At 70.4% G+C, this 13072-nt stretch carries 13 protein-coding genes and 3 tRNA genes; 5 read left to right on the forward strand and 11 right to left on the reverse strand.

The window, feature by feature from the left end:
* Positions 1-34 precede the first annotated feature (34 nt).
* A complete protein-coding gene (gene cofC / locus AW274_RS22300; RefSeq protein ID WP_157520660.1) occupies positions 35-649 on the forward strand; it encodes a 2-phospho-L-lactate guanylyltransferase in 615 nt (204 codons plus the stop codon).
* On the opposite strand, the gene AW274_RS22305 is transcribed toward cofC, so the two are convergent.
* Positions 638-2080: an MFS transporter gene (locus AW274_RS22305; protein WP_062435863.1), complete on the reverse strand. Its 1443-nt coding sequence runs from the start codon at positions 2078-2080 to the stop codon at positions 638-640. The two genes, cofC and AW274_RS22305, sit on opposite strands and share 12 nt — an antisense overlap.
* A gap of 108 nt (positions 2081-2188) precedes the next feature.
* On the opposite strand from AW274_RS22305, the gene AW274_RS22310 reads away from it, so the two are divergent.
* Positions 2189-3106, forward strand: coding sequence for a TetR/AcrR family transcriptional regulator (locus AW274_RS22310; RefSeq protein WP_063813538.1), 918 nt, complete (start codon positions 2189-2191; stop codon positions 3104-3106).
* Positions 3107-3176: 70 nt separating this feature from the next.
* Here AW274_RS22310 and AW274_RS22315 read toward each other — a convergent pair whose 3' ends face one another.
* From AW274_RS22315 to leuC, 4 genes are read right to left on the reverse strand one after another with little or no spacing between them, the layout of a single operon-like run.
* Complete coding sequence (locus tag AW274_RS22315; protein WP_062341427.1) at positions 3177-3476, reverse strand: HU family DNA-binding protein; 300 nt, start codon at positions 3474-3476, stop codon at positions 3177-3179.
* 60 nt (positions 3477-3536) lie between these two features.
* Positions 3537-3779 (reverse strand): SCO5555 family protein, encoded by a 243-nt coding sequence (locus AW274_RS22320; protein ID WP_062435865.1) that lies wholly within the window; start codon positions 3777-3779, stop codon positions 3537-3539.
* Positions 3758-4345: a 3-isopropylmalate dehydratase small subunit gene (gene leuD / locus AW274_RS22325; protein WP_062435867.1), complete on the reverse strand. Its 588-nt coding sequence runs from the start codon at positions 4343-4345 to the stop codon at positions 3758-3760. The genes AW274_RS22320 and leuD overlap by 22 nt, the downstream gene beginning before the upstream one ends.
* Before the next feature lie 14 nt (positions 4346-4359).
* A complete protein-coding gene (gene leuC, locus AW274_RS22330; RefSeq protein ID WP_062435869.1) occupies positions 4360-5748 on the reverse strand; it encodes a 3-isopropylmalate dehydratase large subunit in 1389 nt (462 codons plus the stop codon).
* A 132-nt stretch (positions 5749-5880) separates the two neighbouring features.
* Between leuC and AW274_RS22335 the strand changes: the two genes are divergently transcribed.
* Complete coding sequence (locus AW274_RS22335) at positions 5881-6609, forward strand: IclR family transcriptional regulator (RefSeq protein WP_062349501.1); 729 nt, start codon at positions 5881-5883, stop codon at positions 6607-6609.
* A gap of 129 nt (positions 6610-6738) precedes the next feature.
* Complete coding sequence (locus AW274_RS22340) at positions 6739-8364, forward strand: hypothetical protein (RefSeq protein ID WP_232320239.1); 1626 nt, start codon at positions 6739-6741, stop codon at positions 8362-8364.
* Here the strand turns inward: AW274_RS22340 and AW274_RS22345 are convergent.
* The 5 genes from AW274_RS22345 to AW274_RS22365 form a co-directional block, all read right to left on the reverse strand.
* Entirely contained in the window at positions 8361-8858 is a 498-nt protein-coding gene (locus AW274_RS22345) for a PaaI family thioesterase (RefSeq protein ID WP_062435873.1), read from the reverse strand. The two genes, AW274_RS22340 and AW274_RS22345, sit on opposite strands and share 4 nt — an antisense overlap.
* A gap of 41 nt (positions 8859-8899) precedes the next feature.
* Positions 8900-9835, reverse strand: coding sequence for a TlpA disulfide reductase family protein (locus tag AW274_RS42690; protein WP_062435875.1), 936 nt, complete (start codon positions 9833-9835; stop codon positions 8900-8902).
* 73 nt (positions 9836-9908) lie between these two features.
* Positions 9909-9981 (reverse strand) — tRNA-Glu (locus AW274_RS22355).
* A 29-nt stretch (positions 9982-10010) separates the two neighbouring features.
* A tRNA-Glu gene (locus tag AW274_RS22360) sits at positions 10011-10083 on the reverse strand.
* Positions 10084-10101: 18 nt separating this feature from the next.
* Positions 10102-10173, reverse strand: a tRNA-Gln gene (locus tag AW274_RS22365).
* 148 nt (positions 10174-10321) lie between these two features.
* On the opposite strand from AW274_RS22365, the gene AW274_RS22370 reads away from it, so the two are divergent.
* On the forward strand, positions 10322-12292 hold the full coding sequence (locus AW274_RS22370; RefSeq protein WP_062435877.1) for a M3 family metallopeptidase: 1971 nt from the start codon (positions 10322-10324) through the stop codon (positions 12290-12292).
* 3 nt (positions 12293-12295) lie between these two features.
* Here AW274_RS22370 and AW274_RS22375 read toward each other — a convergent pair whose 3' ends face one another.
* Positions 12296-12874, reverse strand: coding sequence for a hypothetical protein (locus tag AW274_RS22375; RefSeq protein WP_062435879.1), 579 nt, complete (start codon positions 12872-12874; stop codon positions 12296-12298).
* Positions 12875-13072: the final 198 nt, after the last annotated feature.

Here is a 13072-nt window from a genome sequence, read left to right on the forward strand (position 1 = left end):
CCGGAGCGGATGTCGAGGCGCGATGCTTGGTGTCATGCAACGGCTCGACTGGACGATCGTCATCCCCGTCAAGACCCTGATCAGGGCCAAGACCAGGCTGGCCGCCGCAGCGGGGCCCCATCGGGAGGACCTCGCGGTGGCGGTGGCCGCCGACACGGTGACGGCGGCGCTGGCGGCCGAGGGGGTCGCGCGGGTGATCGTGGTGACGGCCGACCCGAGGCCGGCGGCCGTGCTGGCGGGGCTGGGGGCGGAGGTCGTACACGACCCGGATGTGGGGTTGAACGCGGCCCTGCGGGCTGGGGCGGCGAGCGCCGCCGGCGCGGTGGCGGCGCTCCAGGCCGACCTGCCCGCGCTGCGCCCCGGCGAGCTGGCCCGGGTGCTGGCGGCGGCGGCCGAGTTCGACCAGGCGTTCCTGCCCGACGCCGCCGACGTGGGCACCGTCCTGTACGCCGTGCGTCCCGGCGTGCCCTTCCGGCCCAGGTTCGGCGGGGAGTCGCGGGCCCGGCACCTGTCGGGCGGCGCGAAGGAGTTGTGCCTGCCCGACGTCGACTCGGTCCGCCGCGACGTCGACACGGTCGAGGACCTGGCCGAGGCGGCGGCGCTGGGCCTGGGGCCCCACACCGCCGCCGTGGCGCGGCTAGTGCTGTAGGTCCTCTTCCCTGACGTGCTTGGGCAGCAGGAACGACACCACGAAGGTGAGCAGCAGCATGCCGGCGACCACCCAGAGCGTGGTCTCCATGGCGGTCTCGAACGTGGCCGCGCTGGGCACGTCGCCGAGCAGGTCGAAGAAGACCGTGCCGAGCAGCGCCACCCCGAACGCGCCGCCGAGCTGCTGGACGGCGGTGAGGGTGCCCGAGGCCGAGCCGGTCTCGTGGGGCTCCACCCCGGCGAGCACCAGGTTGAAGAAGGGCGCCATCAGGAAGCCCATGCCGATGCCGGTGAGGACCAGCGCGGGGGTGAGCTGCCAGGGGGTGACGTCGAGCCCGGCGATCTGGAGGGTCACCCAGACGAGCACGACGCCGAGGGTCATCGCCAGCGTGCCGCCCTGGAGGCAGGCCCGGCCGTGCTTCATCAGCGGCTGGACCAGCCCGAAGCCGATGATCATGCCGACCGACCACGGGACGCCGGCCAGGCCCGCCTTCAGCGGCGAGTAGTGCAGGCCGAGCTGGGTGTAGAGGTTGAAGACGAGCATGAAGCCCGACATGCCGGAGAAGAAGACGAGCCCGGTGACCAGGCCGCCGTTGAAGGCGCGCTTGCGGAACAGGCTGCCCTCGATGAGCGGGTCGCACCCCGCGCGGGTGCGCCGGCCCTGGTACCACCCGAACAGCCCGAACACCGCGAGCGAGGCGGCCAGCATCACGAAGGCCCACGCGGGCCAGTCGTGCTCACGGCCCTGGACCAGCGGGAACACGACGAGCAGCCCGGCGACCGAGGCCAGCACGACGCCCAGCAGGTCGAGTGAGGGCGGGTTCGGCGACTTCGACTCGGGCAGGTAGCGCAGGCCGCCCGCGATGGCGAGCAGGCCGACGGGCAGGTTGATCAGGAAGATCATGCGCCAGCCGGTGCCGAAGAAGTCGGCGTCGATGAGGAACCCGGCCAGGATCGGCCCCCCGACCGACGCCAGGCCCATGACCGGCCCGAACATGCCGAACGCCTTGCCCATCTCCGCCATGGTGAACATCTCGCGCAGCATGCCGAGCCCCTGCGGCAGCATGACGGCGGCGAACAGGCCTTGGAGGGCGCGCGAGCCGACGAGCATCTCGGGCGACATGGCCAGGCCGCAGAGCAGCGAGCTGACGGTGAAGCCGATCGCGCCGACGATGAACATGCGGCGGCGGCCGAAGACGTCGCCGAGCCGGCCGCCGGTGAGCAGGCCGGTGGCCATGGCCAGGGTGTAGGCGGCGCCGAGCCACTGGAGCAGGCTCTCGGATCCGCCCAGCTCGGCCTGGATGTGCGGGCCGGCGATGTTGGTGACCATGGCGTCGATCAGGTCCATGATCTCGGCGCCGAGGATGACGAAGAGGGCCTGCCAGCGCCAGCGGTAGCCCTCCGTCACCCCCGTGACCGCAGTCTGGGTCATTTCGATTACCCCCGGGAGGAGAACAGTGTTCATAATGAAGTGAACACTGTTCTAGCATGAACGGTGTTCAGTAAGCAAGAACAGTGTTCATCTGGAAGGCTTGGCATTATGACCGTGCCGACGCCCCCGTGGGAGAAGAACGACCAGGAACCCAGGCGTCCGGCGAAGGTCCCGCTCACCCGTGACCGCATCGTCGACGCCGCCTACGTCGTGCTCGACCGCGAGGGTTACCACCGCATGAGCATGCGCCAGGTCGCCGCCGAACTCGGCGTCGCCGTCTCGGCGCTCTACGCCCACGTGCGGCACAAGGAAGAGCTCTTCAAGCTGATGTACGAGCGCCTGTTCGTCGGCGGCGGGCTGCCCGAGCCCGATCCGGCGAACTGGATGGAGCAGATCAAGGACTTCGCGCGGGCCGGCCGCGAGAGGCTGCGCGCCCACCGCGACATGGCCTGGATCTCGATGCAGTTCGTGCCGTTCACGCCCGAGCTGATGCCCAACGTCGAGCAGCTGATGGCGATCCTGCGCTCCGGCGGCCTGCCCGACCGGGTCGCCGCCATCGCGGGCGACCTGCTGTCGACCTTCCTTGAGGGCTTCACCCTGGAGGAGAGCACCTGGGAGCAGCGTTTCAAGGTGTCCACCCCGGAGGAGTGGGCCGAGGTCCTCGACCAGATCGAGGGCTACTTCCGCGACCTGCCGCCCGACAGGTTCCCGAACCTGACGGCGATGGCGCCCTACATGACCGGCGAGACCAACGACTACCGGTTCGAGCTCGGGCTCGACATCATCCTCAGGGGCCTGGCGTCCTACATCGACTACCCTGACGGCGTGCAGGCGACGGTGAAGACCTTCGACGACGAGACCCGTTCAGGGTCGGTCTACCTCGACGACGGCACCGAGGTGCCGTTCCCGGCCGCGGCCTTCGACGCGGGCCCGCTGCGGCTGCTCCGGCCGGGCCAGCGGGTCAGCATCGTGCTGACCGACGGCGCGATCTCGTTCATTACGCTCAGCACATTTCCGGTGCCGTAAACAGGAACGGCGCCCCCGAAACCGAATGGATCGGGTGCGCCGTTTTCCGCGTGCTTTGAGGCAGAGAGCGCTACTTCTTCTTGTGCGCCTTCTTTCCGCCCGCGTTGACCAGTTCCTTGAAATCGGCCCCCGGACGGAACTTCGGCGCCCAGCTCTCGGCGACCTTGATCGGCTCCCCCGTGGAAGGGTTGCGCGCGGTGCGGGCCGGCTTGTGCGCCATTTCGAAAGCGCCGAAACCGGTGATCGAGACCTTGTCGCCGCTGGCGACGGCCTGCTGAATGGCGTCGATGACGGCGTTGATCGCTTCGGTCGCCGTCTTCTTGTCGCCGACTCGGTCGGCGATCGCGTCGACGAGTTCCTTCTTGTTCATGTGGTTCCTCCCCCTTACGCGCTTTGAAAGTAGGGGAGGAACGCGCGTGACTCAATCACCTTACGTGAATTCACCGCCACTCGGCGTGTCGAATTCGCCGTCCAGGAAGGCGATGAAGCCCTCCAGCCGGGTGGTTGCATGGGGAATGTCGCGCTTTGCCGCATCACAGATCGCGAGCAGCCTCCGAGCGACACGTTCCCGCTCCTCCCCTGTCAAGGGTAGGTCCCTGACGCGGCGCTGCGCGTCGCGCAGCCGCCGCGCCAGTTCCTCTTCTGGGGAGGTCAGGCCGTCTTCGGCAGCCACGGCTGCCGCTCGCTCTCGTACTCCGCGATGGCGTCGGCGTGCCGGAGGGTCAGGCCGATGTCGTCGAGGCCCTCCATCAGCCGCCAGCGGGTGTAGTCGTCGATCTCGAACGACCACGTCTCGCCGGTCGCCCGCACCTCGCGCGCGCCCAGGTCGACGGTGATCTCGGTCGCCGGGTCGGCCTCGACGGCCTTCTGCAGCGTCTCGACCGCCTCGGGCGACAGGATGACCGGGAGCAGGCCCATCTTGGTGGAGTTGTTGCGGAAGATGTCGCCGAAGCGGGCGGCGACGACCACGCGGAAGCCGTACTGCTGCAGGGCCCAGACGGCGTGCTCGCGGGAGGAGCCGGTGCCGAAGTCGGGACCGGAGACCAGGATCGAGGCGCCGGTGTAGGCCGGGTCGTTCAGCACGAACGAGGGGTCTTCGCGCCAGGCGGCGAACAGGCCCTTCTCGAAGCCGGTGCGGCTGACCTGCTTGAGCCAGACGGCCGGGATGATCTGGTCGGTGTCGACGTTGCTGCGCCGCAGCGGGACGGCGGTGCCCGTGTGGGTGGTGAAGGCGTCCATCAGAGGTCTCCGGGTCAGACGAGGTCGGCGGGGGCGGTCAGCTTGCCGGTGACGGCGGTCGCGGCGGCGACCTGCGGCGACACCAGGTGGGTGCGGCCACCCTTACCCTGCCGGCCCTCGAAGTTGCGGTTGGACGTGGAGGCGCTGCGCTCCCCCGGCGCCAGGGTGTCGGGGTTCATGCCCAGGCACATCGAGCACCCGGCCTCCCGCCACTCGGCCCCGGCGGCCTTGAACACCTCGTGGAGCCCTTCGGCCTCGGCCTGGAGCTTGACCATCATCGAGCCCGGCACGATCAGCGTGCGGGTGCGCACCTGGCGGCCCTGGAGGATCTCGGCGGCGGCCCGCAGGTCTTCGAGCCGGCCGTTGGTGCACGAGCCGACGAACACCGTGTCGACCTCGACGTCGGTGAGCCGGGTGCCGGCGGTCAGCCCCATGTACTCCAGCGCCCGCTCGGCGGCCGACCGCTCGATCGGGTCGCCGAACTGCTCCGGCGCCGGGACGACCGAGCTCAGCGGCGCGCCCTGCCCGGGGTTGGTCCCCCACGTGACGAACGGGGTGAGGGTCGCGGCGTCGATCTCCACGACCTTGTCGAAGACGGCGTCGTCGTCGGTGCGCAGCGTCTTCCAGTAGTCGACCGCGGCGTCCCACGCCTCGCCCTCGGGGGCGTGCGGGCGGCCCTTGAGGTAGTTGAAGGTGGTCTCGTCGGGGGCGATCAGGCCCGCGCGGGCGCCGGCCTCGATGGACATGTTGCAGACCGTCATCCGGCCCTCCATCGAGAGGTTCCGGATCGCCTCGCCCCGGTACTCCACGATGTAGCCCTGGCCGCCGCCGGTGCCGATCTCGGCGATGATCGCCAGGATCAGGTCCTTGGCCGTGACGCCGAAGGGCAGCGCGCCCTTGACCTCGATCGCCATCGTCTTGGGCCGGTAGGCCGGCAGCGTCTGGGTGGCCAGCACGTGCTCCACCTCGGAGGTGCCGATGCCGAACGCGATGCCGCCGAAGGCGCCGTGGGTCGAGGTGTGGCTGTCGCCGCAGACGATCGTCATGCCCGGCTGGGTGAGCCCGAACTGCGGGCCGATGATGTGCACCACGCCCTGGCCGGCGTCGCCCATGGGGTGGAGCCGGATGCCGAACTCGGCGGCGTTCTTGCGCAGCGTCTCGACCTGGGTGCGGGACACCGGGTCGGCGATCGGGCCGCGGACCGTCGGCACGTTGTGGTCTTCGGTGGCGATGGTCAGGTCGGGCCGGCGGACCGGCCGCCCGGCCATGCGGAGCCCGTCGAACGCCTGCGGGCTGGTCACCTCGTGGATGAGGTGGAGGTCGATGAAGAGCAGGTCGGGCTCACCGTCGGCGCGCCTGACGACGTGCTGCTCCCAGACTTTCTCGGCCAGTGTGCGTCCCATGGTCTCCAACGCCTCCTCGCGTTATCGTCCCGTCTCTTATGATGAGACTGAAATATCGGGATATGGACACTGTATCTTCTAACCGCCACTGCTTCGGTTGCATCTCGGATAGCGAGACGGCAGTATCGGGGTATGGACAACTCTAGCGGAGTCGGCGTACTCGACAAGGCCGTCCTCGTGCTCAACGCCCTGGAGGCCGGACCGGCGTCGCTCGCGCAGTTGGTCCAGGCCACCGGGCTGGCCCGACCCACTGCTCACCGTCTCGCGGTGGCCCTGGAGCATCACCGGATCGTCTCCCGCGACACACAGGGCCGATTCATATTGGGCCCCCGTTTGTCTGAGTTGTCCACTGCGGCCGGCGAAGACCGCCTGCTCGCGGTCGCGGGTCCCGTCCTGACCCAGCTGCGCGACCTCACCGGCGAGAGCGCCCAGCTCTACCGCCGCCAGGGCGACGAGCGGGTGTGCGTCGCGGCGGCGGAACGCGCCAGCGGCCTGCGCGACACCGTTCCCGTCGGGTCGGCGCTGCCGATGAGCGCCGGTTCGGCCGCCCAGATCCTGCTGGCCTGGGAGGAGCCCGACCGGCTGCACCGGGGCCTGCGCGGCGCCAAGTTCACCGCCGCGACCCTGGCCAGCGTCCGGCGGCGCGGCTGGGCCCACAGCGTCGGCGAGCGCGAGCAGGGGGTCGCCTCGGTGTCGGCGCCCATCCGCGGCGTCGGCGGCAAGGTGATCGCCGCCGTTTCGGTCTCTGGCCCCATAGAGCGTCTCACCCGCACCCCCGGCCGCCTCCACGCCGCCCCCGTCGTGAGCGCCGCCGACCGCATCACCGAGGCGATGCGCAGGGCCGGTGCGAACGGCTCCTGAACGGTCTGGCGAAGGAGGGCCAACCGGTTAGATGGCCTCGCCCGTTGGCCCTAGGCTGGCGGGGTGACAGATCGCATTGAGGCAGCCGCGGCTGAACTGCGTCCCCTGCTCCAGGAATTCCTTCTCTGGGTGCCCCAGAACGCACCCGAAAGCGACCCCGACCTGGTCGGCTCGGCCGCCCTGTGGCACCGCCTGAGCCAGCGTTCCGACGTGGGCCACTGGCGCCGCGACGATCTGCGCCCCCTCATGCTCGAGCGCCTGCCACAGGTGGTCGAAGACCCCGACGCCGCCGCCGACGCGATGGTGCCCTCGTTGCGGTCCTACCTGACCTTCCTCCACGAGACCGGCCGTCTCACGCCCGCCTCCGACCGCCTCGAACTCCTGCTCAACGAGCTCGACGCGCTCGAAGACGACTTCGTCGACCGCATGGAGGACGCCATCGGCGAGACCGAGTGGGACGACGAGGAGGACGGCGACGAAGAGGAGGGCCTCGGCGACTTCGAGCCCTTCGCCGACGAGCTGGCCGAGCTGCCGACCCTGCGGCTGCGTCCCGACGCCGAGCTGGCCGCCGAGGCCCGCCGGGTGCCGCTGATCACCGCGGCCCGCGACCTGTCGGTCTGGATCGGCACCGACCGCAAGGTCGGCCAGGCGACGCTGCTGACCGAGGCCGAGGTCGAGGAGGCCGTGACGGCCCTGGCCCTCCCCGGTCCGCAGCAGTTGTGGAACCTGTGGAACCTGGCGATCGACCTCGAGTTCGTCACCCCCTCGGGCGACGACACCGTGAGCATCGACTCCGACACCGCCGCCTGGCCGTTCGACGACGACGAAGACGTCCTCGACGCCTGGATGCTCGGCCTCGGCTCGATCGACTACGGCGACCCCGAACTCGACGACGACGACCTGACCCTGGCCCTGTCGGGCCTGACCCGCGAGACCCTGATCCGGGTGCTGCTGAGCGGCGGCCAGAAGGCCCTCGACGACCTGCGCGAGGAGCTGGCCGAGGCGGTCCGCGACTACGACGACCTGGGCGACGCCGCGTGGGAGGCGGCCGGCGACCCGCTGGTCCCGGTCCTCGACTGGCTGACCGGCTACGGCATGGCTGAGCTCGACGGCGAGACGGTCCGGCTGACCTCCCTGGGCACCGAGGGCGTCGTCCACCTGGTCGACGAGGCCGACCTCGACATCGACGCCCGCCCGGCGATCGACGCGATGACCGCCCACGACCTGCTGTCGCTCAGCGCCGACATGTCCGAGGAGGAGGCCGACGCCGAGTTCGCCGCCTGGATGCGCCTGCGCGAGCCCGCCCAGGCCGCCGAGGAGCTGCTCGGCGCGGCCGTCGAAGACGAGTCCGACGCGCTGGTCCGCGTCCAGGCCGCCTCCCTGGTCGGCCAGCTCGGCGAGGTGGCGATCCCGGCCTGGAAGAAGGCCCTGGCCGAGGAGTCGCTGCGCTCCTACGCCGCCACCCACCTGACCCAGCTCGAGGTCGACGACGCGCCCGAGCCGACCCAGGCCGACACCCACTGGCTGATCCTCGACATGTGGACCATCTCGGCGGGCCTGGGCCGCGCCGAGTTCGTCAGCAGCCTGGAGGACATCGGCCCGGCGACCGACCTGATCAGCCTCCTTGAGGTGATCTGGAAGGTGCGCCACCCCCACCTCGACGAACTGCTCGAGGCCATCGCCGAGGCCCACCCCGACCGCAACGTCGGCAAGGCCGCCAAGCGGGCCCTGTTCAAGGCCCGGTCGGGCGACTAAGCGAGAGGGAAGATCGCGCAGGTCGTGGTGCCGTGGGCGTAGAGCTTGCCGTCGTCCACGCCCACGAGCGACCCTTCTGCGGTCGCGGTGGTCCGGCCGACGTGCAGGGTCTTCGCCTCGCAGCGCAGCCGGCCGGTGTGCGCGAACGCGGGCCTGACCATGTTCACGTTGAGCTGCACGGTCGTGTACGCCCGCCCGGCCGGCAGGGCGGTCATGATCGCGCACCCGAGGGCCGAGTCGAGCAGGGTGGCGAAGTAGCCGCCGTGCACCGTGCCCATCGGGTTGTACTGGTGCTCGCCCGTCTCGCCCTCGAACAGGGCCAGCCCCTTCTCGACCCTGAGCATGGTGAAGCCCAGGGTGCCGGCGATCGGCGGGGCCGGGATCTTCCCCTCGAGCATGGCCTGGAGGAATTCCAGCCCGGACATCTCCGCGGCGTCGGCGGGGATCGTCGGGGGCGCCCAGGAGTGGGTCCGGCTCTGGATCGTGGTCGTCATGAGTCTAATTTTGGAACCCAGGGGTGGCCGAAGGCAAATCGTCACGCCCAATCGGGCAGCGGACGGTAGATCGCGATCCCCGCGTCCTCCAGTTCGCCCCTGAGGGCGAAGTAGGCGTCACCGAACGGGTCGATCCCGTCGAGCGGCATCAGCCCGCGCCTGATCGCGACGTCGTGGGGGGCCAGTCCGGCCGCGACCGCCAGGTGGTGGCGGGCCTGGCCGGGACGGCCCGCGCGGAAGGCCCAGGCGGCGATGCGGGCGTGCAGGCGGGCGGCCCGCTCCTCCTCGGTGGCCTGTCGCAGGCTCCGGCCCGAGGCGCCCGACTCGCCGGTCAGCGCCCAGTGGCGCAGCGCCGCGACGGCCGCCTCCGACGAGAGGCCGTTCATGGAGCGGAAGGCGTCGGTCGCGGTCATGGTGTCCTGCGGGCGGGCGACCCGGCCCTCCTCGTCGATCCAGACCACGGTCGGCACGTTGACGACGTTGTAGAGCTCGGCCACCACGCCCTCGGCGTCGACCGGCCCGTCGTGCCACTCGGCGGCGTCGGCGCGGGACCGGTCGAGGGAGATCGGCACGATCTCCACGGGCAGCTCCTCCCCCAGGGCCAGCCAGGCCGGCAGGTCGTAGCGGCAGCCGCACCACGACGCCCAGAAGACCAGCACCACCTTCCGGCCCCGCAGCGACGACAAGGTGAACCCGTCGAGGGTGAAGCCGGGCGCGACGCCCAGATCGGCGGCGACGGGTTCGCCGACCGCGACGACCCCCTCGCCGGTCACCACGGGACGCCCGAGGAGTTCGGCGAACTTCACCACGTCGACGCCCTCGGCCGATTCGGCGGCGGCGGCCCGGAAAGCGGGGATGCAGGCGTCTCCCCGGCACCACCCGTGCGGCTTGCGCTCCCAGCCCATCAGCGGGACGCCGTGGGGCACCACGGTCCCGGGGATGACCTCTTCGTGCCCGTCCATCAGTAGATAGCTCATGTATCGATAGTAGCACTATCCAATCAGAGGGCAACAAAAAACGGACTTCCGGGAGGAAGTCCGTTTTCGAAGGTAGCCCCGAGCGGATTCGAACCGCCGCTACCGCCTTGAGAGGGCGGCGTCCTAGGCCGCTAGACGACGGAGCCCTAGAACTGCTGGTGAGAGGGAAATCTCGTACTCCCGAGCGGATTCGAACCGCCGTTACCGCCTTGAGAGGGCGGCGTCCTAGGCCACTAGACGACGGGAGCAAGGCTGCACTACGTGCGCTGGGGTACCAGGACTCGAACCTAGAATAACTGAACCAGAATCAGTCGTGTTGCCAATTACACCATACCCCATCAGCGAACTTGTTCCCCGGGGGGCTTATCGCTCGCGACTCCGAAAGAATAGCCCAGCTCCGGGCCCACTGCCAAAACGAAAGCCGATCGCCCCGCCGACGAGCGGTGTGACAAGCTGAAAGTCCCGTTTCGCGAAGGAGCCCGGCCGATGACCAACCCGTTCTTCACGCCCAGCACCCTCCCCTACCGGCTCCCGCCGTTCGCGGAGATCAGGGAGGAACACTACGTTCCGGCGTTCGAACGGGCCATGGCCGACCACCTCGCCGAGGTCGAGGCCATCGCGACGCAGACCGACCCCGCGACCTTCGCCAACACCCTCGAAGCGCTCGAACGGGCCGGCGACATGCTCCAGCGGGTCTCCATCGCCTTCTTCAACCAGGCGGGCAGCGACACCACCCCCCGCATCCAGGAGATCCAGCAGGAGATCACCCCGAAGCTGGCGGCCCACCAGGACTCCGTCGCCCTCAATCCGGCGCTCTACGCCCGGATCAAGGCCGTGGAGACCGACGTGCCGGAGGAGCAGTGGCTGCTCCAGCGTTACCTGACCGACTTCGTACGGGCGGGCGCCGAGCTCGACGACGACCAGCAGGCCCGGCTGCGCGCGATCAACGAGGAGCTGTCGGGCCTCGCCGCGACCTTCCAGTTCAACCTGCTCAACGACACCAACGCGCGCGCCGTCGCGGTCGACGACGCCGCGGCCCTCGACGGCCTGTCGGCCGACGAGATCGCCGGCCTGCGCGAGACCGCGACCGAGCGGGGCCTCGACGGGAAACACCTGATCACCCTGGTCCTGCCGACCGGGCAGCCCGCGCTGACGTCGCTGACCGACCGGTCGCTGCGCGAGCGCGTCTTCCGCGCCTCCACCGGCCGGGGGGCGGCCAACGCCGGGCTCATCACCCGCATCGCCGCGCTCCGCCGCGAGCGGGCCAACCTGCTCGGCTACCGCGACCACGCCGAATACGCCCTGGCCGACCAGACCGCCGGCACCACCGGCGCGGTCACCGAGATGCTCGACAAGCTCGTCACCCCCGCCGTCGCCAACGCCCGCCGCGAGCAGGCGGCCCTCGAAGAGCAGGCCGGCTTCCCGATCGAGGCCTGGGACTGGGCGTTCTACGCCGAGAAGGTGCGCCAGGCCCGCTACGACATCGACAGCGCCGCCATGCGCCCCTACTTCGAGCTCAACCGGGTGCTGGTCGACGGCGTCTTCCACGCCGCCCACCGCCTCTACGGGCTCTCGTTCACCGAACGCGCCGACCTCGTCGGCTACCACCCCGACGTGCGGATCTGGGAGGTCGCCGACGAAGACGGCTCCCCCCTCGGGCTGTTCCTGGGCGACTTCCACGCGCGGGCGTCCAAGCGCGGCGGGGCGTGGATGAACAGCCTCGTCCACCAGTCGGGGCTGACGGGGTACCGGCCGGTGGTGGTCAACAACCTCAACATCGTCAAGGGCGAGCCGACCCTGATGACCTTCGACGAGGTCAACACGATGTTCCACGAGTTCGGCCACGCCCTGCACGGCCTGTTCTCCGACGTGCGCTTCCCGCGCTTCTCCGGCACGGCGGTGCCGCGCGACTTCGTCGAGTACCCCTCCCAGGTCAACGAGATGTGGGCGACCCACCCCGAGATCCTGGCCAACTACGCCCGGCACCACGAGACCGGCGAGCCGATGCCGCGCGACCTCGTCGACCGCATGCTGGAGGCGCAGAAGTTCAACCAGGGCTACGCGACCGTCGAATACCTGGCCGCGACCCTGCTCGACTGGGCCTGGCACACCGACTACGAGGGCGGCGACGCCGAGACCTTCGAGGTCGCGGCCCTGCGCGCCGCCGGGCTCGACCTGCCGGCCGTGCCGCCGCGCTACCGGAGCACCTACTTCGCGCACATCTGGGCGAGCGGCTACGCGGCGGGCTACTACTCCTACATCTGGAGCGAGGTGCTCGACGCCGACACGGTCGACTGGTTCACCGAGAACGGCGGGCTGACCAGGGAGAACGGCGACGTCTTCCGGTCGCGGCTGCTGTCGAAGGGCGGCAGCGCCGACCCGATGGCCGCCTTCCGCGCCTTCCGCGGCCGCGACCCGCGCATCGAACCGCTCCTGGAGCGGCGCGGTCTCCTCTAGCGATCAGTAGGTGCACTGGACGGTGACGTCGTCGAGTTCGATCTCGGCGGCGTAGGGCCCGTTGTCGGTGGCCCCCATGGCGAACCGCAACACCACGTCGGCGCGCTGCGCGGTCCAGCTCACCGTGTGGAGGGTGTAGTCGGCCCTCCAGCCGGGATACGGGACGGACTTCAGCGCGATGTACGACCAGGTGTCGGGGTCGATCACCTCGACGTTCAGGTGAGGACCCTGGCCCCGCAGCCGCGCCCAGACGCCTGCGGTGCACCTGATGGGCCCCGGGCGGGTGATCACCGGCGTGAGGGTGATGGTGCGCCCGATCGCGCACCAGTCGGGCCGGTAGAGCACCCGCCAGTGGGCGAAGCCGGTGCCGGAGCGGGGCGGCCCGAGACCGCCGGTGTAGTAGGGCCCCCAGCACTGGTTGACGACCGTGGGCGTCCACCGGTTCTCCGGGTTGGTGCCGGGCTCGAACCCGTCGGTCAGCTGCCAGACCCCGGCGGACGCCGGCCCGGCCGGGGCCACCACGACCGTGGCGGCGACGGTGACGGCGATGAGCGCACGCGAGATCTTCGCACGTAAGGACATGCGCTCAGTGTGGAGGCGTCGTGACGGCCTGTGGACCCTGGACTTTTCCGGCCGGAACCCTGGGGTGTACGCGTCGCGGCGCTCGCCGGGAGCGGTGGTCGGCGCCGGTCGCGGCGAGGGGCGGAGGCGGCGGGCGGGGCCGGGGTGGGCGGAGCCGTAACGGAAGAAGGCTTGTGACGGCCGCCCGCCCTCGACGGC

It is taken from the genome of Herbidospora daliensis (genome assembly GCF_001570585.1).
In the GTDB taxonomy this organism is placed as follows: Bacteria; Actinomycetota; Actinomycetes; order Streptosporangiales; family Streptosporangiaceae; genus Herbidospora; species Herbidospora daliensis.

Bases quoted from the DNA above. Each gene is read 5' to 3' on its own strand.
- cofC (WP_157520660.1), top strand. From the start codon at position 35: ATGCAACGGCTCGACTGGACGATCGTCATCCCCGTCAAGACCCTGATC.
- AW274_RS22305 (WP_062435863.1), bottom strand. From the start codon at position 2,080: ATGACCCAGACTGCGGTCACGGGGGTGACGGAGGGCTACCGCTGGCGC.
- AW274_RS22310 (WP_063813538.1), top strand. From the start codon at position 2,189: ATGACCGTGCCGACGCCCCCGTGGGAGAAGAACGACCAGGAACCCAGG.
- AW274_RS22315 (WP_062341427.1), bottom strand. From the start codon at position 3,476: ATGAACAAGAAGGAACTCGTCGACGCGATCGCCGACCGAGTCGGCGAC.
- leuD (WP_062435867.1), bottom strand. From the start codon at position 4,345: ATGGACGCCTTCACCACCCACACGGGCACCGCCGTCCCGCTGCGGCGC.
- leuC (WP_062435869.1), bottom strand. From the start codon at position 5,748: ATGGGACGCACACTGGCCGAGAAAGTCTGGGAGCAGCACGTCGTCAGG.
- AW274_RS22335 (WP_062349501.1), top strand. From the start codon at position 5,881: ATGGACAACTCTAGCGGAGTCGGCGTACTCGACAAGGCCGTCCTCGTG.
- AW274_RS22345 (WP_062435873.1), bottom strand. From the start codon at position 8,858: ATGACGACCACGATCCAGAGCCGGACCCACTCCTGGGCGCCCCCGACG.
- AW274_RS42690 (WP_062435875.1), bottom strand. From the start codon at position 9,835: ATGAGCTATCTACTGATGGACGGGCACGAAGAGGTCATCCCCGGGACC.
- AW274_RS22370 (WP_062435877.1), top strand. From the start codon at position 10,322: ATGACCAACCCGTTCTTCACGCCCAGCACCCTCCCCTACCGGCTCCCG.
- AW274_RS22375 (WP_062435879.1), bottom strand. From the start codon at position 12,874: ATGTCCTTACGTGCGAAGATCTCGCGTGCGCTCATCGCCGTCACCGTC.